Source organism: Streptomyces sp. NPDC030222 (genome assembly GCF_055573115.1).
In genome coordinates this window covers 1-20,402 of the sequence record NZ_JBVICA010000037.1, presented here as the reverse complement: position 1 = coordinate 20,402, position 20,402 = coordinate 1, and the positions used below count along the sequence as shown (strand labels likewise).

General features: G+C 69.8%; 18 protein-coding genes. 17 read left to right on the top strand and 1 reads right to left on the bottom strand.

The genetic code is table 11. The features are described from left to right. The first annotated feature begins 142 nt into the window (after positions 1–142). The 5 genes from arc to prcA all read left to right on the top strand — a co-directional run bounded on the left by arc (position 143) and on the right by prcA (position 5,807). The gene (arc, locus tag ACZ4Z5_RS32630) at positions 143–1,909 is read left to right on the top strand and encodes a proteasome ATPase (protein WP_468269771.1); all 1,767 of its coding nucleotides are present in this window, start codon (positions 143–145) and stop codon (positions 1,907–1,909) included. 233 nt (positions 1,910–2,142) lie between these two features. Then, positions 2,143–3,654, top strand: coding sequence for a depupylase/deamidase Dop (gene dop, locus ACZ4Z5_RS32625; protein ID WP_468269769.1), 1,512 nt, complete (start codon positions 2,143–2,145; stop codon positions 3,652–3,654). A 137-nt stretch (positions 3,655–3,791) separates the two neighbouring features. Beyond that, on the top strand, positions 3,792–4,010 hold the full coding sequence (locus ACZ4Z5_RS32620; RefSeq protein WP_468269767.1) for a ubiquitin-like protein Pup: 219 nt from the start codon (positions 3,792–3,794) through the stop codon (positions 4,008–4,010). Positions 4,011–4,170: 160 nt separating this feature from the next. Continuing rightward, a complete protein-coding gene (prcB, locus tag ACZ4Z5_RS32615) occupies positions 4,171–5,016 on the top strand; it encodes a proteasome subunit beta (protein WP_468269765.1) in 846 nt (281 codons plus the stop codon). A gap of 41 nt (positions 5,017–5,057) precedes the next feature. Beyond that, positions 5,058–5,807, top strand: a complete 750-nt coding sequence (prcA, locus tag ACZ4Z5_RS32610) for a proteasome subunit alpha (protein ID WP_468269763.1) — start codon at positions 5,058–5,060, stop codon at positions 5,805–5,807. Between the two features lie 376 nt (positions 5,808–6,183). Here prcA and ACZ4Z5_RS32605 read toward each other — a convergent pair whose 3' ends face one another. Further along, complete coding sequence (locus ACZ4Z5_RS32605) at positions 6,184–7,215, bottom strand: LacI family DNA-binding transcriptional regulator (protein ID WP_468269761.1); 1,032 nt, start codon at positions 7,213–7,215, stop codon at positions 6,184–6,186. 140 nt (positions 7,216–7,355) lie between these two features. On the opposite strand from ACZ4Z5_RS32605, the gene ACZ4Z5_RS32600 reads away from it, so the two are divergent. The 12 genes from ACZ4Z5_RS32600 to ACZ4Z5_RS32545 all read left to right on the top strand — a co-directional run bounded on the left by ACZ4Z5_RS32600 (position 7,356) and on the right by ACZ4Z5_RS32545 (position 20,311). Next, on the top strand, positions 7,356–8,615 hold the full coding sequence (locus ACZ4Z5_RS32600; RefSeq protein WP_468269759.1) for an MFS transporter: 1,260 nt from the start codon (positions 7,356–7,358) through the stop codon (positions 8,613–8,615). 9 nt (positions 8,616–8,624) lie between these two features. Beyond that, positions 8,625–9,986, top strand: a complete 1,362-nt coding sequence (pafA, locus tag ACZ4Z5_RS32595) for a Pup--protein ligase (protein ID WP_468269757.1) — start codon at positions 8,625–8,627, stop codon at positions 9,984–9,986. Between the two features lie 195 nt (positions 9,987–10,181). Then, entirely contained in the window at positions 10,182–11,150 is a 969-nt protein-coding gene (locus ACZ4Z5_RS32590; protein WP_468269755.1) for an FKBP-type peptidyl-prolyl cis-trans isomerase, read from the top strand. A 54-nt stretch (positions 11,151–11,204) separates the two neighbouring features. Continuing rightward, positions 11,205–11,576: an FKBP-type peptidyl-prolyl cis-trans isomerase gene (locus ACZ4Z5_RS32585; RefSeq protein ID WP_468269753.1), complete on the top strand. Its 372-nt coding sequence runs from the start codon at positions 11,205–11,207 to the stop codon at positions 11,574–11,576. A gap of 149 nt (positions 11,577–11,725) precedes the next feature. After that, on the top strand, positions 11,726–12,685 hold the full coding sequence (locus ACZ4Z5_RS32580; protein ID WP_468269751.1) for a helix-turn-helix transcriptional regulator: 960 nt from the start codon (positions 11,726–11,728) through the stop codon (positions 12,683–12,685). Positions 12,686–12,702: 17 nt separating this feature from the next. Further along, a complete protein-coding gene (locus ACZ4Z5_RS32575) occupies positions 12,703–13,728 on the top strand; it encodes a helix-turn-helix transcriptional regulator (protein ID WP_468269749.1) in 1,026 nt (341 codons plus the stop codon). Between the two features lie 24 nt (positions 13,729–13,752). Then, positions 13,753–13,998 carry a hypothetical protein gene (locus ACZ4Z5_RS32570; protein WP_468269747.1) on the top strand — a complete coding sequence of 82 codons (246 nt, stop codon included), beginning with the start codon at positions 13,753–13,755 and terminating at the stop codon, positions 13,996–13,998. Between the two features lie 9 nt (positions 13,999–14,007). Then, entirely contained in the window at positions 14,008–14,205 is a 198-nt protein-coding gene (locus tag ACZ4Z5_RS32565) for a hypothetical protein (protein WP_468269745.1), read from the top strand. Positions 14,206–14,426: 221 nt separating this feature from the next. Further along, a complete protein-coding gene (gene tatA / locus ACZ4Z5_RS32560; protein WP_468269743.1) occupies positions 14,427–14,702 on the top strand; it encodes a Sec-independent protein translocase subunit TatA in 276 nt (91 codons plus the stop codon). A gap of 48 nt (positions 14,703–14,750) precedes the next feature. Beyond that, positions 14,751–15,701 carry a twin-arginine translocase subunit TatC gene (gene tatC / locus ACZ4Z5_RS32555; RefSeq protein ID WP_468269741.1) on the top strand — a complete coding sequence of 317 codons (951 nt, stop codon included), beginning with the start codon at positions 14,751–14,753 and terminating at the stop codon, positions 15,699–15,701. A gap of 219 nt (positions 15,702–15,920) precedes the next feature. Beyond that, on the top strand, positions 15,921–18,752 hold the full coding sequence (locus ACZ4Z5_RS32550) for a DEAD/DEAH box helicase (RefSeq protein ID WP_468269739.1): 2,832 nt from the start codon (positions 15,921–15,923) through the stop codon (positions 18,750–18,752). A gap of 179 nt (positions 18,753–18,931) precedes the next feature. Next, positions 18,932–20,311, top strand: a complete 1,380-nt coding sequence (locus ACZ4Z5_RS32545) for a cytochrome P450 (RefSeq protein WP_468269737.1) — start codon at positions 18,932–18,934, stop codon at positions 20,309–20,311. Positions 20,312–20,402: the final 91 nt, after the last annotated feature.

Here is a 20,402-nt window from a genome sequence, read left to right as displayed (position 1 = left end):
TGGGTATTCCCCAGGCACGGGGGACTACGCAAGGGTGAAGATCGGACACGCCCCGACAGTCTTTGTGATCTAGGGGTTTCAATCGGCACCCACGCAGGTAGGGTCTGGAAGCGTCCAGCTCCCCTTGGAGGAGGTGAGGACCGTGGCAGCCCACGACGACGACATCAACCGCGGCATCCGGCCGGGTCGGGGGTCCGATGACCCTGCCGGTCAGATCGCCTATCTTGAGCAGGAAATCGCCGTCCTGCGGCGCAAGCTCGCCGACTCTCCGCGGCACACGAGGATTCTCGAGGAGCGGATCGTCGAGCTGCAGACCAACCTGGCCGGCGTGTCCGCTCAGAACGAGCGGCTCGCCAACACTCTCCGCGAGGCCCGGGACCAGATCGTGGCCCTCAAGGAAGAGGTCGACCGGCTCGCCCAGCCGCCGGCCGGCTTCGGTGTCTTCCTGCAGGCCAACGAGGACGGCACCGCGGACATCTTCACCGGGGGCCGCAAACTCCGGGTGAACGTCAGTCCCGGCGTCGAGCTCGACGAGCTGCGGCGCGGCCAGGAGGTCATGCTCAACGAGGCCCTCAACGTGGTCGAGGCCATGGAGTTCGAGCGCACCGGCGAGATCGTCACCCTCAAGGAGATCCTCGAGGACGGCGAGCGTGCCCTGGTCCTCGGGCACACCGACGAGGAGCGGGTGGTGCGGCTCGCGGAGCCGCTGCTGGAGGCGACCATCCGCCCCGGCGACGCCCTGCTGCTCGAGACCCGTTCCGGCTACGTCTACGAGGTCATCCCGAAGAGCGAGGTCGAGGAACTCGTCCTCGAAGAGGTCCCGGACGTCGACTACTCCAAGATCGGCGGCCTGGGCAACCAGATCGAGCTGATCCGCGACGCGGTCGAGCTCCCGTACCTCTACCCCGACCTCTTCAAGGAGCACGAACTGCGGCCGCCCAAGGGCATCCTGCTCTACGGCCCGCCCGGCTGCGGCAAGACGCTGATCGCCAAGGCCGTCGCCAACTCCCTTGCCAAGAAGGTGGCCGAGGTCACCGGCCAGCCCGCGGGGAAGAGCTACTTCCTCAACATCAAGGGTCCCGAACTCCTCAACAAGTACGTCGGTGAGACCGAGCGGCACATCCGCCTCGTCTTCCAGCGCGCCCGGGAGAAGGCCGGCGAGGGCACCCCCGTCATCGTCTTCTTCGACGAGATGGAGTCCCTCTTCCGCACCCGGGGCTCGGGTGTCAGCTCGGACGTGGAGAACACGATCGTCCCGCAGCTGCTCGCCGAGATCGACGGTGTGGAGGGGCTGGAGAACGTCATCGTCATCGGCGCCTCCAACCGCGAGGACATGATCGACCCCGCCATCCTGCGGCCGGGCCGGCTCGATGTGAAGATCAAGATCGAGCGTCCGGACGCCGAGGCGGCCAAGGACATCTTCGCGAAGTACCTCACGGAGACCCTCCCGCTGCACGCCGACGACCTCGCCGAGCACCAGGGCAGCGCCGAGGCCACGGTCCACGGCATGATCCAGTCGGTCGTCGAGCAGATGTACGCGGAAACCGAGGAGAACCGCTTCCTCGAGGTCACGTACGCGAACGGCGACAAGGAAGTCCTCTACTTCAAGGACTTCAACTCCGGAGCGATGATCCAGAACATCGTCGACCGGGCCAAGAAGATGGCGATCAAGGCCTTCCTCGACCACAACCAGAAGGGTCTGCGGGTCTCCCACCTGCTCGCGGCATGCGTCGACGAGTTCAAGGAGAACGAGGACCTGCCCAACACCACCAACCCGGACGACTGGGCCAGGATCTCCGGAAAGAAGGGCGAGCGGATCGTCTACATCCGCACCCTCGTCACCGGAAAGCAGGGCGCGGACACCGGACGCTCCATCGACACGGTGGCGAACACCGGTCAGTACCTGTAGATCGCAGACCGGCTGCGGATGCCCGGCTGGGTATCCGCAGCCGCTGCTTTCCGCAGATCCACGAGCACACCGAGCAATGACCGAATTGATCTCCCCACCAGCGCAGAGGCGTTCTAGGCTCTTCGGTACCGCCGTGTTGCGCAGTGCGGGGACGGGCACCGCACACGCATCGGAGCACCGCGGTACTTGAGCGCCGCCCCCGCGCGGGGGCGCCGCCGGGCAAGGAGGGCCGCATGACCGTACGGCGAGTAATGGGAATCGAGACGGAGTACGGGATCTCCGTCCCCGGCCACCCGAACGCCAATGCCATGCTCACCTCGTCCCAGATCGTCAACGCCTACGCGGCGGCGATGCACCGGGCGCGGCGTGCCCGCTGGGACTTCGAGGAGGAGAACCCGCTGCGGGACGCCCGGGGCTTCGACCTCGCCCGCGAGGTGGCCGACTCCAGCCAGCTCACGGACGAGGACATCGGTCTGGCCAACGTCATCCTGACCAATGGCGCGCGGCTCTACGTCGACCACGCGCACCCCGAGTACAGCGCTCCCGAGGTCACCAATCCCCGTGACGCCGTCCTGTGGGACAAGGCGGGGGAGCGGATCATGGCGGAGGCCGCGGAGCGGGCCGCCCAGCTGCCGGGCGCCCAGCCCATCCACCTGTACAAGAACAACACCGACAACAAGGGTGCGTCCTACGGCACGCACGAGAACTACCTGATGAAGCGGGAGACCCCCTTCTCGGAGATCGTGCGCCATCTGACCCCGTTCTTCGTGAGCCGCCAGGTCTTCGCGGGTGCCGGCCGGGTGGGCATCGGCCAGGACGGCCACGAGCACGGCTTCCAGATCAGTCAGCGCGCCGACTACTTCGAGGTCGAGGTCGGTCTGGAGACCACGCTGAAGCGGCCCATCATCAACACCAGGGACGAGCCGCACGCCGACGCCGAGAAGTACCGCAGACTCCATGTGATCATCGGGGACGCCAACCTCTCCGAGATCTCGACCTACCTCAAGCTGGGCACGACCGCCCTGGTCCTGTCCATGATCGAGGACAACTTCATCACCGTCGACCTGGCCGTCGAGCAGCCGGTCCGCACCCTGCACCAGGTCTCGCACGATCCCGGTCTGCAGCGCCTGGTCACACTGCGCAGCGGCCGGTCGCTCACCGCGGTGCAGCTGCAGATGGAGTACTTCGAGCTGGCCCGCAAGTACGTCGACGAACGCTTCGGCGACGACGCGGACGAGCAGACCAAGGACGTGCTCATGCGCTGGGAGGACGTCCTCGGCAGGCTGGAGACCGATCCGATGAGTCTGGCGGGGGAGCTGGACTGGATCGCCAAGCGGGAGATCCTGGAGGGCTACCGGCGTCGCGACGGGCTCGACTGGGACGCCGCGCGGCTGCACCTGGTCGACCTCCAGTACGCCGACGTACGGCCCGAGAAGGGCCTGTACAACCGTCTGGTGGCGCGCGGGAAGATGAAGCGGCTGCTGGACGAGTCCGCGGTGGAGCGGGCCGAGACCAAGCCCCCGGAGGACACCAGGGCCTATTTCCGGGGCCGCTGCCTGGAGCAGTACGCGGACGACGTGGCCGCCGCGTCCTGGGACTCGGTGATCTTCGATCTGCCGGGCCGGGACTCGCTCCAGCGGGTCCCCACGCTGGAGCCGCTGCGCGGTACGCGCAACCACGTCAAGGAACTGCTGGACCGCTGCCGCACGGCCGCGGACCTGGTCCGGGTGCTCTCGGGCGGCTGAAAGTGCCGGCGTCCGGGAATCATGGGGATGAGCCCCGGACGTTGAGGAAAGTGCGGGGCCGAAGTCAGACCCTGCTTGTAGGGTCTGATCTTGACTGATCCAGATCACGTCAGGGCAAACCGAGCGGGGTGAGGGACATGGCGACCAAGGACACCGGCGGCGGCCAGCAGAAGGCCACACGTTCCACCGAGAGTGCCGAGGAGCAGGCGCAGGAGGCGCAGGCTTCCGAGGACCTCAAGGAGCGCCAGGAGAAGCTTTCCGACGACGTCGACTCCGTGCTGGACGAGATCGACGACGTCCTCGAGGAGAACGCCGAGGACTTCGTACGATCGTTCGTACAAAAGGGCGGACAGTAGCCCTCCGGGACGTTCGTCCCGGAGGTGCCCCAGTCGTTCGTCCCGGTACCGCCGGTGCCGGGACGGATGACCGGCGCGGGCCCGGGTAGGGTCCGTGCACAGTTTGCAAGATCGGCCCGGCCTCGCGGAGGCGGGCCGCCGCCTATCCGGAAGGAAACGCGTGGAAGCCAACACTCGCAGCACCGGGCGTCTACCGGCTGCCTTCCTGACGCCGGGCTCGTCCTCGTTCATGGACTTCCTGTCGGACCATGCGCCCGAGCTGCTGCCCGGCAAGCGGGTGCTGCCGCCCGTGCAGGGCGTCGTCGAGGCGCCGCACGGTACGACCATCGTGGCAGCGACCTACCCCGGCGGTGTGGTGCTCGCCGGTGACCGCAGGGCGACGATGGGCAACATGATCGCGCAGCGGGACATCGAGAAGGTGTTCCCGGCCGACGAGTACTCGGCCGTCGGCATCGCCGGCACGGCGGGCCTCGCCGTGGAGATGGTGAAACTCTTCCAGCTGGAGCTGGAGCACTTCGAGAAGGTGGAGGGCGCCCAGCTCTCCCTGGAGGGCAAGGCCAACCGGCTCTCCACCATGATCCGCAGCAATCTGGGCATGGCCATGCAGGGCCTGGCCGTGGTCCCGCTGTTCGCGGGCTACGACCTGGACCGGGAGAAGGGCCGGATCTTCTCCTACGACGTGACGGGCGGCCGCTCCGAGGAGAAGGGCTACGCCGCCACCGGCTCGGGCTCGATCTTCGCCCGTGGTTCGTTGAAGAAGCTGTACCGCGAGGACCTGACCGAGGAGCAGGCCACGACTCTGGTCGTGCAGGCACTGTACGACGCCGCAGACGACGACTCGGCGACCGGCGGCCCGGACCTGGCCCGCCGTATCTATCCGATCGTCACCGTCATCAACGACGAGGGCTTCCGGAAGCTGACCGAGGAGCAGGCCGCGGAGATCGCCGGCGCCATCCACCAGCAGCGGATGGAGCAGCCCGACGGCCCCCGAGCCTCCCTGCTGTGACCGGAAACCGCTCGCCACTGACAGAAAGGGACGGATAGCCGGTGTCGACGCCGTTCTACGTTTCACCCCAGCAAGCGATGGCCGACCGGGCCGAGTACGCCCGCAAGGGCATCGCGCGTGGTCGCAGCCTGGTCGTGCTGCAGTACGCCGACGGCATTGTGTTCGTCGGCGAGAACCCGTCCCGTGCCCTGCACAAGTTCAGCGAGATCTACGACCGCATCGGTTTCGCCGCGGCCGGCAAGTACAACGAGTACGAGAACCTCCGCATCGGCGGTGTGCGCTACGCGGATCTGCGCGGATACACCTACGACCGCGACGACGTGACGGCCCGTGGGCTCGCGAACGTCTATGCGCAGACCCTGGGAACGATCTTCTCCAGTGTGGGGGAGAAGCCCTACGAGGTCGAGCTGGTCGTCGCCGAGGTGGGGGCCACCCCGGAGTCGGACCAGATCTACCGGCTGCCGCACGACGGCTCGATCGTGGACGAGCACGGATCGGTCGCGGTCGGCGGGAACGCCGAGCAGATCAGCTCCTTCCTCGACCAGCGGCACCGGGACGGCATGACCCTCGCCGAGGCACTGAAGCTGGCCGTCCAGGCCCTCTCGCGGGACACCAACGGCAGCGAGCGGGAGATCCCCGCCGAACGCCTGGAGGTGGCGGTCCTGGACCGCACCCGCCCGCAGCAGCGCAAGTTCAAGCGGATCGTGGGACGTCAGCTGTCGCGGCTGCTGCAGACCGAGGACGCGGCCTCGGCGCCCACCGAAGTGCCCTCGGACTCCGAGGAAGAGTAGGGGCTGTCCGACCCGATCCACCGGACACCCCCTAGCCGCTCCGCGCACGGACACACCGACGCCCCGGCCGCCGATGACGGTGGACCCGGGGCGTCGGCGTCGTTCCGGGGCGGCGATCCCTTCGTACCCGGGCGGGCGGCGCCGGACGGGCCGGGCCCGGACCTGATCCGCCGGACGTCCCCAGGGGGTCTCCGGTGGATCATGGCCGGGCCCGGCCCGCCTGGCACCGCGGTTTGCGGCGTCGTCACCGGTCGCCGATGCTCCGCACGGACTCCCTCCATCTCCCCTGGCTTCGGCGGGGGACCCCCATCCTCCGCCTTGCAATCCACGGCACCAGACGACCCGGGCTATCCGCCCCTGTCCCACCCGGACCCCCCTAGGCCCGCGGCGGGGCCGTGGAGCCACGGACGACCAAGTGGACGCGCAGGGTTCCGGTGTCCGGTGCGCGGCCCTCCAGGACCGCGAGGAGGGCCGTCATGCCGTGCTCGCCCACCAGCTCCGCGGGCAGTCCCACCGTCGTCAGCTCCGGTTCGACGGCGGTGGCGAGGGACAGGTCGTCGAAACCCGTCACGGACACGTCCTCCGGCACGCGCAGGCCCAGCCTCCGCACCGCCTTGCAGGCGCCGGCGGCGAGGACGTCGTCGTCGCAGATCAGTGCCGTGGGGCGGGAGCCCGTCGGGGCGGCGGACAGGGCCCGCTCCACGGCTTCCCTGGCGGCGTCCACGCTCATCAACGTCGGGACGGTCCGCAGGCTCGCCTCGGGGGTGCCGCGCAGCGTCTCGGCCATCGCCCGTGCCCGGACGTCGAAGGTCCATGACGGAACCGCCGAGGCGAGGTGCAGGAAGCGCCGGTGGCCCAGTCCGAGCAGATGCTCCGTCACCTGGCGCATGCCGTCGGCGAGATCGACGTTCACATGGGCGGCGGCAACCGTGTCGGAGGGATCGCTGTCCAGCATGACCAGCGGCAGGTCGGTGCCGCGGATGGCGGCCAGGGCCTGGGACGCCATGGAGGACGCGATGACCCCGTCCAGGGCTGATCGGGCCGACGCGAAGGGGTCCCGGGCCGGGCCGACACCTTCGGGCGAGGGGTAGAGGACCACGCCGAAGCCGTGCTCTGCGGCAACCCTCGCCGCTCCCATGTAGACGCGGGCGAAGAACTCGTTGGTGAGCGCCGGCACCACCAGCAGGGCCGTACGGGTCCGGCCCGTCCTCAGGTTGCGGGCCGCGAGATTGGGCCGGTAGCCCAGGTCGCCGGCGGTCCGCCGCACCAGCTCCGCGGTGCGTTCGGACACCCGGCCGCGCCACTTGTCCCCGAGTACCAGGGACACCGTCGCCTGCGACACCCCCGCGGCCCGTGCCACGTCCCGGCTCGTCGGACGGCTCACGGCCGGCTCGGGGCTGGTGGTCACCGGTTGTCACCTCTCGCTGTCGATGCGGTCGCCCCCGCACGCGGTGCCACTCCTCGCCGGGTGGACCGGGGGACTCGCCACATGGTACGTATGACGGAGGAAGTTATACGTAACACTCGCGAAGCGCTCAGGGAGTCGGCATGGCCGCGGGTTACACCGAGATCCTCCGGACCCGGCATGCGGCGCGGCTCCTGGCCGGCACACTGGTCGGCCGACTGCCCAATGCCACCGCCGCCGTCGCGATCGTGCTCTTCGTACGGGCGCAAGGCGGCAGCTACTCCCTGGCCGGCGCCCTGACCGCGGTGTACGGCCTCTCGAACGCCGTCGGCCAGCCACTGCTCGGGCGTGCTGTCGACCTGCGCGGCCAGCCGCGGGTGATGCTGCCCGCGGCCGTCGTGTCGGCCCTCGGCATGGCTCTGCTCGCGGTGACCGGCATCGGGAACCTCACGGTCGCCTACGCCGCCGTGCTCGTCGCAGGGCTGTTCACGCCGCCCCTGGAGGGCGGGCTGCGGGCGCTGTGGCCCTCGGTGCTGCGCCGTGCGGACCAGGTCCATACCGCGTACGCCATGGACGCCGTCGCCCAGGAGATCATGTTCACCGTGGGCCCGCTGCTCGTCACGCTCGGGGTTTCCCTGCGGTCGGAGGCCGCGGCGCTGCTCGTGATCAACGTGCTCGGCATCCTCGGTGCCCTCTCCGTGGTGCTGTCCGCCCCCTCTCGTGCCTGGCGGTCGGCGCCGCGCGAGGCCCACTGGCTCGGCGCCCTGCGCTCGCCCGGGCTGCTGTCCCTGCTGGCCTCCTTCTTCTTCGTCGGCCTCTCCCTCGGCGCGATCACCGTGGCTGCCTCCGCCTACGCCGACGACCGCGGCGACGCCTCCGTCTACGGCTGGCTGATGGCCGCGAACGGCCTGGGCGCCCTCCTGGGCGGCGTGGCCTACGGGGCGCGCCAGTGGCAGGGCGCCCCCGAGAAGCGCCTGCGGGTGCTGGTGGCCCTGCTCGCCGCCGGGTATCTGCCGCTCGCCCTCACGCCGGGCCTGCCGGCGATGGCCGCCCTCGCGGTGCTCTCGGGCGTCTTCCTGGCCCCCTCCCTGGCTTGCGTGTTCATCGTGGTGGACCGGCACGCGCCGCGCGGCACCGTGACCGAGGCGTTCTCCTGGCTGGTCACGGCCTTCGGCGTGGGTGCCGCCCTCGGCACGGCGGCCGCCGGCCCCGCCGTCGAATTCGGCGGGACGGCCACGGGCTTCGCCGTGGCCGGCGGCGGAGGTGTGACCGCATTCCTGGTATTGCTGGCCACCGCGCGCGCCCTCGGCGGTCCCGGCCGCACCGAGCGGATCGCGGAAGTTGGCGAAAACGATCGGAGCGGGGTGGGCGAACCCGGTTTCAGCTCAGGGCATCAGGCGTAATGTTCTGTCATGGACCGCCGCATTTTCGGGCTGGAGAACGAGTACGGCGTCACGTGCACGTTCAGGGGACAGCGCCGACTGTCTCCTGACGAAGTGGCGCGCTACCTCTTCCGCCGTGTCGTGTCATGGGGCCGCAGCAGCAATGTCTTCCTGCGGAACGGCGCCCGCCTCTACCTCGACGTGGGTTCGCATCCGGAATACGCAACTCCCGAGTGCGACAACGTGACCGAATTGGTCACCCACGACAAGGCCGGCGAGCGCATCCTCGAAGGCTTGCTCGTAGACGCAGAACGTCGCCTCCACGAGGAAGGAATCGCGGGCGACGTCTACCTCTTCAAGAACAACACCGACTCGGCGGGAAACTCCTACGGCTGCCACGAGAACTACCTCGTCGCGCGGCACGGAGAATTCTCCCGGCTCGCGGACATCCTCATCCCCTTCCTGGTCACCCGCCAGCTCCTGTGCGGTGCGGGCAAGGTGCTGCAGACGCCGCGCGGCGCCGTCTACTGCGTGAGCCAGCGCGCCGAGCACATCTGGGAGGGCGTCAGCTCCGCCACCACCCGCTCGCGCCCCATCATCAACACCCGGGACGAACCGCACGCCGACGCCGAGCGCTATCGCAGGCTCCACGTCATCGTCGGTGACTCCAACATGTCCGAGACCACCATGCTCCTCAAGGTGGGCGCCACCGACCTCGTCCTGCGCATGATCGAGGCGGGCACGGTGATGCGCGACCTCACTCTGGAGAACCCGATCCGCGCGATCCGCGAGGTCAGTCACGACATCACGGGCCAGCGCAAGGTACGGCTGGCCAGTGGACGGGAGGCCTCCGCCCTGGAGGTCCAGCAGGAGTACTACGACAAGGCCGTGGACTTCTGCGAGAGGCGCGGCATCCGCACCGGCACGGTCGAGCGGGTCCTGGAGCTGTGGGGCCGTACCCTCGAGGCGATCCACGAGGAGGAGCTCGACCGGATCGCCACCGAGATCGACTGGGTCATGAAGTACCAGCTCATCGAGCGGTACCGGGCCAAGCACAACATGACGATGTCTCACCCCAGGGTGGCCCAGATAGACCTCGCCTACCACGACATCCACCGCCGCCGAGGGCTCTACTACCTGCTGGAGAAGAGGGGCCAGGCCGCGAGGATCTGCAACGATCTGAAGATCTTCGAGGGCAAGTCGGTGCCCCCGCAGACGACCCGCGCCCGGCTCCGCGGCGACTTCATCCGACGCGCGCAGGAGCAGCGGCGGGACTTCACCGTCGACTGGGTGCACCTGAAGCTCAACGACCAGGCGCAGCGCACGGTCCTGTGCAAGGACCCGTTCCGTTCGGTCGACGACCGGGTGGAGAAGCTGATCGCCGGAATGTGACGCGCGCCGGGAGTGCCTCCCGGCCGGACCGGCGATGTGCCCCGTGACGGCCGACGACGGCTCCCTGCCTCCCCGGAGGCCGGGGGCCGTCCGCGCGTGGCGCTGCGCGCCCGTAGTGCGGCTTTTCCTTGCGGAGTCCCCTTCACGCCGTAGAGTGGCGGCCATTGCCCATGGCCTCGACTCCCAGTTGGACTGATGAACTACAACACCAAGCGACGTATCGCCTCTCTGCTGGCCGTGCCCGTCCTGCTGTTCACCGCCGCGTGTGGGTCGGACTCCGACGAGTCGTCCGGCGGCGTGGCCGAGGTCAAGGGGAAGTTCGGTGAGAAGCCCGAGATCTCCGTGGCCAAGGACGCCAAGCCCGCCGGCAAGACCGTGACCGAGACGGTCATCGCGGGCAAGGGGACGGAGGCCAAGAAGGGCGACTTCGTCCGCGTGGACTGGACCGTCCGCAAGTGGAACGACGACGCCGACCTCGGCGGCACGTGGTCCGCGCCGGGCGGCGAGAAGCAGCCCCACCGGCAGCCCGTGGAGCGCCTGGGCGAGCCCAGCCAGCAGCTGCCCGCCAAGGTCCTGGACGCCGTGGCCGGCAAGAAGGCCGGCAGCCGGGTGCTGATCCAGGGCACCGCCGGCGATCTCGTCGGCCAGGGCCTGAACCCGCAGTCCGGGATCACCGAGAAGGACACGCTGATCTGGGTCGTCGATCTGGACGGCGCCGCCTCCGTCGACGCCAAGGGTGAGGTGAAGGGCCAGCAGGCGCCCCCCGCGCCCGGTATGCCGACGGTGAAGGCCGAGGGGCAGAAGGCCGCCACGATCACGATCCCGAAGGGCGAGAAGCCTCCGACCGAGCTGAAGGAGCAGGTGCTGATCAAGGGCACCGGCCCGAAGGTCGAGGCGGGCCAGGGCCTGATCGGCCAGTACACCGGTGTGAAGTGGGAGGACGGGAAGAAGTTCGACTCCTCCTGGGACCACGGCGGCGCCACCGCCTTCCAGATCGGCACCGGATCCGTCGTCCAGGGCTGGGACAAGGGCCTGGTCGGCAAGAACGTCGGGGACCGCGTCCTGCTGGTGATCCCGCCGTCCCTCGCCTACGGCGCCGACCCGACCAGCCAGCTCTCGAAGAACACGCTGGTCTTCGTCGTGGACATCCTCGGAGCGGTCTGACCGCGGATCTGTGAGACTGTCCGGGTTGCACGCAACATCACAAGGAGCATTTCTGTGAGCATCGACAAGCCCGAGATCGACTTCCCGGGCGGCGAGCCGCCGGCCGACCTGGAGATCAAGGACATCTGGGAGGGCGACGGCCCCGAGGCCAAGGCCGGCGACTTCGTCTCCGTCCACTACGTGGGCGTGGCCTTCTCCAGTGGCGAGGAGTTCGACGCCTCCTGGAACCGCGGTACGCCGCTGAAGTTCCAGCTCGGTGTCGGCCAGGTCATCCAGGGCTGGGACAAGGGTGTGCAGGGCATGAAGGTCGGCGGCCGCCGACAGCTGATCATCCCGCCCCACCTGGCGTACGGCGACCGCGGTGCCGGCAGTGCGATCAAGCCGGGCGAGACCCTGATCTTCGTCTGCGACCTCGTCGCGGTCTGATCGATTCGCGTCCGGCGTCCGTACTCCGGCGCGGACGCACCACGAGGGCCCGTGCCTCCCGCACGGGCCCTCGGCTTTTCCCACGACACCCCGGAGCGGTACGGTCAGCGGGCGGGAAGCGATACGAGCAGAAGAGGTGTAGGGCGTCGATGGCCATTGCCAAGGCCGAGCGGTTGATGAATCTGGCGCTGTGTCTGCTCGAGACGCGCCGCCCGCTGAGCAAGCGTGAGCTCCGTGGCTCCATCGAGGCCTACATGGAAGCCGGTTCGGACGACTCGTTCAACCGGATGTTCGAGCGGGACAAGGACGATCTGCGCGAACTCGGCCTGGTCATCGAGACCGTGGAGAACCTCGAAGGTGAAACCGGCTACCTGGCCCGCCGGGACTCCAACCGCCTCCCGCCCATCGAGTTCGACGCCGAGGAGGCCGCGGCCCTGGGGCTGGCCGCCAAGGTCTGGCAGCAGGCCCGGCTCGCCGGAGCCGCGAGCGGCGCCCTGCAGAAGCTCCGCGCCGCCGGCATGCCCGAGGCCGACGAGCCGTACGCCGACGGCCCGCACAGCGCCCTCGAACCGCGCATTCCGGTCCACGAGGTGGCCTTCGAGCCCCTGATGCTCGCCTGCCGCGACCGGCGTCCCGTCGTGTTCGACTACCGCAAGTCCAACGCCGTGCGCGCCGAGTCCCGCCATGTCGAGCCCTGGACCCTGGAATGCTGGCGGGGCCACTGGTACCTCGCCGGCTGGGACCGGGAACGCGGCGCCGAGCGCGTCTTCCGGCTCTCCCGGATCACCGGCCGGGTACGTTCCCGGGCCGGTGCCTTCACCGCACCTGTCCCGGACGTCGTCACGGTCCGCGAGACCGTGGAGACCTGGGCGGGTGAGACCGCGACCCGGTCCGCCGTGATCCGGCTGCGCTCCGGAGCGGGCTACCCGCTGCGCGCCCGCGCCACCTCGACACGGGAGGTCGGGGACGGCTGGGACGAACTGGAGATCCCGTACGGCCACGGCCTCGACGCCTGGCTCGTGGAGTTCGGCCCCGACGTCGTTGTGCGGGAACCCGCCGATCTGCGGGCCGACGTACTGGACCGGCTGCGCGCCGTGGCCGAGGACTGAGGGGGACGGGAAAGACCATGGCTGCGAACGCCATCGACCAGACCAGGCGGATGCTCTCCCTGGTGACCTATCTGCGCGAGCGCCCCGGCGCCCGCGTCGGTGACGTCGCCCGCGCCTTCGGCATCACCGAGGACGAGCTGATCTCCGACCTCGACGTGCTGCCCATGTGCGGAACCAGCTTCCGGGGCGGCGATCTGCTGGACATCGACACCGACGGTGACCGTATCTGGTGGCACAACCCGGACGCGGTCGGTACCAGCACCGGGGAGCCGCTACGGCTCGCCGCCGACGAGGCCACCGCGCTGCTCGTGGCGGCCCGCGCCGTCGCCACCCTGCCCGGACTGCGCGAGAGCGACCGGCAGGCCCTGGTCCGCGCCACCGCCAAACTGGAGGCCGCCGCCGGCGAGGCCGCCGGCGCCAGTTCACGCCTCTCCGTCACCTTCGAATCCGAAGGCGGAGTGTTCGCCGAGGTCGACCGGGCCATATCGGAACGCCGGCGGCTGTGGCTGCGCTACTACTCCCCGGCCCGTGACGAGCTCACCGAACGCGAGGTCGACCCCATCCGGCTCTTCGCCGTCGGCCACACCTACATGGAGGCGTGGTGCCGCACCTCCGAGGCGCGGCGCACCTTCCGGCTCGACCGGGTCGCCGAGATCAGGATCCTCGACGAGCCGTCCGCACCACCGGAGATCGAACTCAGGGACCTCTCCGCCGGGCTCGTGCAGCCCTCCGCGGAGGACCCCGAGGTGATCGTCGAAGTCGGCCCCGGCGGACGCTGGGTCGCCGAGTACTACCCGCACGACACCGCCGAGGAGCTGCCCGACGGCGGCTTGCGGATCGCCCTGCGCACCCCCGACCCGGCCTCGCTCCGCCGCCTCGCGCTGCGGCTCGGCCGGGACGGGCGCATCGTGTCCCCGAGCGCGCTCGCGGACAGCGCGCGGCAGGCGGCCCGCGAGGCGCTCGCCGCGTACGAGCGCGCGGACACCGCGGAAGCCACCGGGCAGAACCGGAACTCGGACGCCACCGGACACAGCCAGAACTGAGGGGAATCGCGAATCATGTCGCCCATGCCCGGACTGTCCGCCTCCGTGGCTCCCGTCCTCTTCAAGGCGGCCTGCCCGGACTGCCGCGCCCGCTTCGAGCTCGCTGCCGGAGCCCTGCGCCTGGCGATCGGTGCCAGCAGCCGCACCACCTTCTACTCGTTCACCTGCCCCGAGTGCGGTTCGGCGGTCCGCAAACCGGCCGGTGACCGCATCGTCGAACTGCTCACCGGGGGCGGCGTGCGGACGCTGCGCCTCCACTCCACCGTCTAGGCTCGGTCCATGCTCTGGCCCATGATCGCGATTGCTCTGGGATTCTGCGGAATCGCCGTTCTCGGCGTCCTGGCCGTGCGGGTCTTCCTCGAGGCCCAGCGGCTCGGCCGCCAGGTGGCGCGCGCCGCGGAACGCATCAACGACGCCGCCGAGGACCTGGACCGCGCGGCGGAATCCCTGGCGCGCACCGGCAGCTCCCTGAGGTAGGGCAGCTCGGGCCGAGCGGTGCCTGAAGGCGGCCGACTCGGAGGTACGCTGATGTTCCGGCGCAGGTGGGATCACATGCGCCGCAAACGGGAGTATGCACGGGCATTGCCCGGCGTTCACCCCTGCGCGTTACGATCGCAGACGGCTGGGCTTTCGGACCGGGTTCCTTGTTCGGCCGACCGCCCGACCCCCATGCCGCCTCGGTGAGAAGGTAGACATTCATGTTCCGACAGATCGGCCCCCTCGAGATCTCTCTGATCCTCCTCGTCGTCGTGCTGCTCTTCGGTGCCAAGAAGCTCCCGGAGATGGCGCGCTCGCTGGGCAAGTCCGCCCGCATCCTCAAGAGCGAGGCCAAGGCGATGAAGTCCGAGGGGCAGCAGCCCGCTTCCGAGCAGCCGGCCGACCAGGCCGCGGCCCCGCGCACCATCCAGGCTGCGCCCGGTGACGTGACGAGCGCCCGTCCGGTGACCGAGCCCACCGACACCGCCAAGCGCTGACCCCAGGGGCCGCCGTTCGCGGTCTGCCCGACGAGATGAGGACGTGGGTTGCCCAAGCTTGCCCGCAGTAAGAAGGAGAAGGACCCCGAGGGGCGGATGCCTCTCGTGGAGCATCTTCGCGAGCTCCGCAACCGCCTCGCGAAGGCGATGCTCGCGATCATCATCGCGTCCGTCGTCGCCGCCTTCTACAGCCAGGACTTGATGCGCATCCTGGCCTCACCGGTCCACGCCTGTGAGAAGGGTGTCCTCGAGACCGGCGGCAAGTGCGCCACCATCGTCTACACCGACCTGCTGTCGCCGTTCACCACCACGGTGAAGGTGGTGCTCATGGCGGGCATCATCGCGTCCTGCCCGGTGTGGCTCTACCAGCTGTGGGCCTTCGTGGCACCCGGTCTGCACAAGCACGAGCGCAAGTACACGTACCTGTTCGCCGCCCTGGCCGTCCCGCTGTTCTTCGCGGGCGCGTACGTCGCGTTCCTGATCATGCCGGTGAGCATGAGCGTGCTGCTGAGCATCACACCGGACACTGCGGCGAACTTCCTCGAAGTGGACAAGATCCTGGACTTCGCCGTCCGGATGGTACTGATCTTCGGATTCTCCTTCGAGCTGCCGCTGATCCTGATCATGCTGAACTTCGCCGGGATCGTGACCGGCCGACGCATGGCCGGCTGGTGGCGGGGCGTGGTCATGGGCATCTTCGTCTTCGGGGCGATCGCCACACCGTCCACCGACCCCCTGGGCATGATCGCTCTCGCCGGGCCGATCATCGTTCTGTACTTCATCGCGGTCGGCGTGGCGCTCCTCAACGACAAGCGCCGCAGGCGGAACGACCCCGACGCCGAGCTGAGCGACGACGAGGCCTCCGAGCTGGATCTCACCCCGGCGGCGATCGGCGAGGTCAGTGCCGTCGCACCGGCCCGCGCGCTCCCGGAGCAGGCCTCCGGCAACGACGCCCGCACCGGAACCGGCCGGGTCAACGGCTACGACGACGTCACCTGAGAAACGCGGGAACCCGCGAGCCGCGCCTCCCGGAGGCACGAAGCACAGGAAGGGCCGGACACCCGAAGGAGGCGTCCGGCCCTTCCGTGCTCCCGCGCTGTCGGGTCCTTCCGTGCTGCCCGGCCGGCGTCGACCGAGCGGCGGAGATCGTCGATCAGGGGCGGGTGAGGATAAAGATCGCGCCGACTGTCGGAGGGGACGGGTAGTCTCGAAGACAAGATGACCGAGGACCTCTCACCAGCTGAGGCGTACGCCGCCGCCCGGCTTCGCGCCGCAGAGCAGGCCACTGCTCTCGCACCCTTCCGCGAGCTCTACGACTTCGAACTGGACCCGTTCCAGATAGAGGCGTGCAAGGCCCTGGAGGCCGGAAAGGGCGTGCTCGTCGCGGCCCCCACCGGCTCGGGCAAGACCATCGTCGGCGAGTTCGCCGTGCACCTGGCCCTCACCGAGGGCCGCAAGTGCTTCTACACCACGCCCATCAAGGCGCTGTCCAACCAGAAGTACACCGACCTGGTCCGGCGGTACGGGCACGAGAAGGTCGGCCTGCTCACCGGGGACAACAGCGTCAACTCCGAGGCCCCCGTGGTCGTCATGACCACCGAGGTCCTGCGCAACATGCTGTACGCCGGGTCCCAGACCCTGCGCGGCCTCGCCTACGTGGTGATGGACGAGGTGCACTACCTCTCCGACCGCTTCCGGGGCGCCGTCTGGGAGGAAGTGATCATTCACCTCCCCGAGTCGGTCACGCTGGTCTCCCTCTCCGCGACGGTCTCCAACGCGGAGGAGTTCGGTGACTGGCTGGACACCGTGCGTGGTGACACCGAGGTGATCGTCGCCGAGGAGCGCCCGGTGCCCCTCTGGCAGCACGTGCTGGCCGGACGCCGGATGTACGACCTGTTCGAGGAGTCCACCGACCACGGCGGGCGCGGCGGCGCCCGCCGCGAGGTCAACCCGGACCTGCTGCGCATGGCCCGGATGGAGAACAGCCGCACGACCTACAACCCCAGGGACCGGCGCCGGGGGAAGATGGTCCGCGAGGCCGACCGCGAGCGCGAGCGCCGGCAGCGCAGCCGCATCTGGACCCCCGGCCGCCCCGAGGTCATCGAGCGTCTCGACGCCGCCGGACTGCTGCCGGCCATCACCTTCATCTTCAGCCGCGCCGCCTGTGAGGCGGCCGTGCAGCAGTGCCTGCAGGCCGGGCTGCGGCTCAACGACGACACCGCCCGGGCCCGTGTCCGTGAGATCGTCGAGACCCGCACCGTGGCCATTCCCCGGGAGGACCTGCACGTCCTCGGGTACTACGAGTGGCTGGAGGGCCTGGAGCGGGGAATCGCCGCCCACCACGCGGGCATGCTGCCGACGTTCAAGGAAGTCGTCGAGGAGCTCTTCGTCCGCGGTCTCGTCAAGGCGGTGTTCGCCACCGAGACGCTGGCGCTCGGCATCAACATGCCCGCACGCTCGGTGGTGTTGGAGAAGCTCGTCAAGTGGAACGGCGAACAGCACGCCGACATCACCCCCGGCGAGTACACCCAGCTCACCGGCCGGGCCGGACGACGCGGCATCGACGTCGAGGGCCATGCCGTGGTGCTCTGGCAGCGCGGGATGGACCCCGGCGCCCTCGCGGGCCTCGCCGGCACCCGTACGTACCCGCTGCGTTCCAGCTTCAAGCCGTCGTACAACATGGCCGTGAACCTGGTCGACCAGTTCGGCCGGCACCGGTCCCGTGAGCTGCTGGAGACGTCCTTCGCGCAGTTCCAGGCCGACCGGTCGGTGGTCGGCATATCGCGCCAGGTCCAGCGCAACGAAGAGGGCCTCGCTGGCTACAAGGAGTCCATGACCTGCCACCTGGGCGACTTCGAGGAGTACGCGCGACTGCGCCGGGAGCTCAAGGACCGCGAGACCGAACTGGCCAAGCAGGGCGCCGTGCAGCGCAGGGCCCAGGCCGCCGCCTCGCTGGAGAAGCTCAAGCCGGGCGACGTCATCCATGTGCCGACGGGCAAGTTCGCCGGTCTGGCACTGGTCCTCGATCCGGGACTGCCCGCCGGACGGTCCAACGGTCACCGGGGCTTCGAACACCACGACGGTCCGCGGCCGTTGGTCCTCACCGCCGAACGCCAGGTCAAGAGGCTCGCCTCGATCGACTTCCCGGTGCCGGTCGAGGCCCTTGAGCGGATGCGTATCCCCAAGTCGTTCAATCCGCGGAGCCCGCAGTCCCGGCGCGACCTGGCGTCCGCGCTGCGCACCAAGGCGGGGCACATCGTTCCGGAGCGGCACCGCAGACAGCGCTCTGCGGCCGCCGACGACCGTGAGCTCTCCAGGCTGCGGGCCGAGCTGCGCGCCCACCCCTGCCACGGCTGCGACGAGCGCGAGGACCACGCCCGCTGGGCCGAGCGCTACCACCGGCTGCGCCGCGACACCCGGCAGCTGGAGCGGCGCATCGAGGGCCGCACCAACACTATCGCGCGCACCTTCGACCGGATCGTCGCGCTGCTCACCGAGCTCGACTATCTCCGCGGCGACGAGGTCACCGAGCACGGAAAGCGGCTCGCCCGCCTCTACGGCGAACTCGACCTGCTGGCCAGTGAATGCCTGCGCGAGGGCGTCTGGGAGGACCTGAAGCCGGCCGAACTGGCCGCCTGTGCCTCGGCTCTGGTGTACGAGGCGCGGCAGGCCGACGACGCCCTTCCGCCCAAGGTGCCCGGGGGCCGGGTCAAGGCCGCGCTCGGCGAGATGGTCCGTATCTGGGGCCGTCTGGACGCCCTGGAGGAGGAGCACAGGATCAACCAGGCGGAGGGCGTCGGCCAGCGCGAGCCCGACCTCGGCTTCGCCTGGGCGGCTTATCTGTGGGCCTCCGACAAGAGCCTCGACGAGGTGCTCGGCGAGGCCGACATGCCGGCCGGCGACTTCGTCCGCTGGTGCAAGCAGGTCATCGACGTGCTGAGCCAGATCGCGATGGCGGCCCCCGCCGAGGGCAGCACGGTGCCGCGGAACTCCCGCAAGGCGATCGACGCGCTGCTGCGCGGAGTGGTCGCGTACAGCTCGGTCGGCTGACCGAACGCCCGGGTGGCCCGGCCGGTCTTCCGGCCGGGCCGCACTGCTTGTGCACAACCGGCTTGATCGCCACCGGAGTTTTCCACAGGGGTGGCCGTCGGTCGTCGGTTTCCGTTTCGATGGGTGTGTGCGCGGGGGCGCATGACGCCACCGGCGTCGGCAGGGGAGGGGAGACCACCATGACCACGCAGTTCACCTCGGCGGCCGCCGGGAAATCGGGGAACGGGACGGTGCCGGGGCCACGGGGCGTGCCCGTGCTCGGCAACCTGACCGAGTTCGGCAAGGACCCGCTGGCCTTCTTCGAGAGGCTGCGCGATCGCGGGGACAGGGTGCGATGGCACTTCGGCCCCAAACCCTCGCTGTTCCTCGCCGATCCGCAGCACATCGGCGAGTTGCTCGTCGAGATCGAGCGCACCTTCGACCAGCCCGACCTGGGGGTCGCCCTTCGCACCCTGCTGGGCAACGGCGTGGTCGTCGCCCGTGGGGCCGACTGGCGGCGCAAGCGGTCACTGGTGCAGCCCTCGGTCCGGCCCAAGCAGGTCCGGGCCTACGCGGCGACGATGGCCGGCTGCAGCACGGAGCTCGCCGGGCGGTGGCGCGACGGGGATCGCGTCGACATCAAGAGGGAGATGGCCGAGCTCACCCAGCGGATCGCGGTACGCACCATCTTCGGGGCGGACACCGACGCCGACGCCGAGGCGATCGGCCGCGCTCTGGACGTGGCCCAGCAGGAGATCGGTGCGGAGTTCAGCGGGATCGGTGCCCTGTTGCCCGACTGGGTGCCGACCCCGGGGCGGGCCCGGGTCCGCCGGGCGACCGCGGTGATCGACGCCCAGGTCGCAAGGATCGTCGCCAGGCACCGCGGCGGCGACACCGAACGGCCGGACCTGCTGAGCCGGCTGCTTGCCGCACGTGACGACACGGGCAGCCGTCTCTCGGACCGCGAGATACGCGACGAGACCGTCACGCTCTACATCGGGGGTCACGAGACGACCAGCAGCACCCTGGTGTGGGCCTGGTATCTGCTCGCCCGGAACCCGCGGGCCAGGGTGGCACTCGCCGAGGAACTCGACCGGGTGCTGGACGGCCGGGATCCCGTGTTCGAGGACTACGCGCAGCTGACCTTCACCCAGGCCGTGGTGAAGGAGACCCTGCGGCTCTATCCGACCATCTGGTTGCTGACCGGTGTGGCGAAGGAGGGTGCGACGATCGGGGGCGAGCCGGTCGCACCGGGCACGAGGGTGTGGACCAGCCAGTGGGCGACGCATCGCGATCCGCGGTGGTTCCCCGAGCCGGAAGGCTTCCGGCCCGATCGCTGGGCCGAGGGCGCCGAGGAGATACCCGAGTACGCGTGGTTCCCGTTCGGCGGCGGCCCGCGGGTCTGTCTGGGGACGCGGTTCGCGATGGTCGAGGCGGTGCTCGTCCTGGCGGTTCTGGCACGGCGCTTCGAACTGGACGTCGATCCCGGCGAGATACGGCCCGTGCCGGCGCTCACCCTGCAGCCGGACCGTCCGGTGCTGGCGACCGTCCGGGAGCGCCGTTCCGTCGACGCCGCCTAGAAGACTGATGAAGATGTTGGGTTCTGGCCCCGCCGGGTCAGTGGCGGGGCCAGACTTGTTGTCGTGGTGCAAGGGGAGTGGGTCGGGGAGA

Coding starts and splice junctions, on each gene's coding strand:
- dop (WP_468269769.1), top strand. CDS start 2,143: ATGACCGTACGGCGAGTAATGGGAATCGAGACGGAGTACGGGATCTCC.
- ACZ4Z5_RS32620 (WP_468269767.1), top strand. CDS start 3,792: ATGGCGACCAAGGACACCGGCGGCGGCCAGCAGAAGGCCACACGTTCC.
- ACZ4Z5_RS32600 (WP_468269759.1), top strand. CDS start 7,356: ATGGCCGCGGGTTACACCGAGATCCTCCGGACCCGGCATGCGGCGCGG.
- pafA (WP_468269757.1), top strand. CDS start 8,625: ATGGACCGCCGCATTTTCGGGCTGGAGAACGAGTACGGCGTCACGTGC.
- ACZ4Z5_RS32590 (WP_468269755.1), top strand. CDS start 10,182: ATGAACTACAACACCAAGCGACGTATCGCCTCTCTGCTGGCCGTGCCC.
- ACZ4Z5_RS32580 (WP_468269751.1), top strand. CDS start 11,726: ATGGCCATTGCCAAGGCCGAGCGGTTGATGAATCTGGCGCTGTGTCTG.
- ACZ4Z5_RS32575 (WP_468269749.1), top strand. CDS start 12,703: ATGGCTGCGAACGCCATCGACCAGACCAGGCGGATGCTCTCCCTGGTG.
- ACZ4Z5_RS32570 (WP_468269747.1), top strand. CDS start 13,753: ATGCCCGGACTGTCCGCCTCCGTGGCTCCCGTCCTCTTCAAGGCGGCC.
- ACZ4Z5_RS32565 (WP_468269745.1), top strand. CDS start 14,008: ATGCTCTGGCCCATGATCGCGATTGCTCTGGGATTCTGCGGAATCGCC.
- tatA (WP_468269743.1), top strand. CDS start 14,427: ATGTTCCGACAGATCGGCCCCCTCGAGATCTCTCTGATCCTCCTCGTC.
- ACZ4Z5_RS32550 (WP_468269739.1), top strand. CDS start 15,921: ATGACCGAGGACCTCTCACCAGCTGAGGCGTACGCCGCCGCCCGGCTT.
- ACZ4Z5_RS32545 (WP_468269737.1), top strand. CDS start 18,932: ATGACCACGCAGTTCACCTCGGCGGCCGCCGGGAAATCGGGGAACGGG.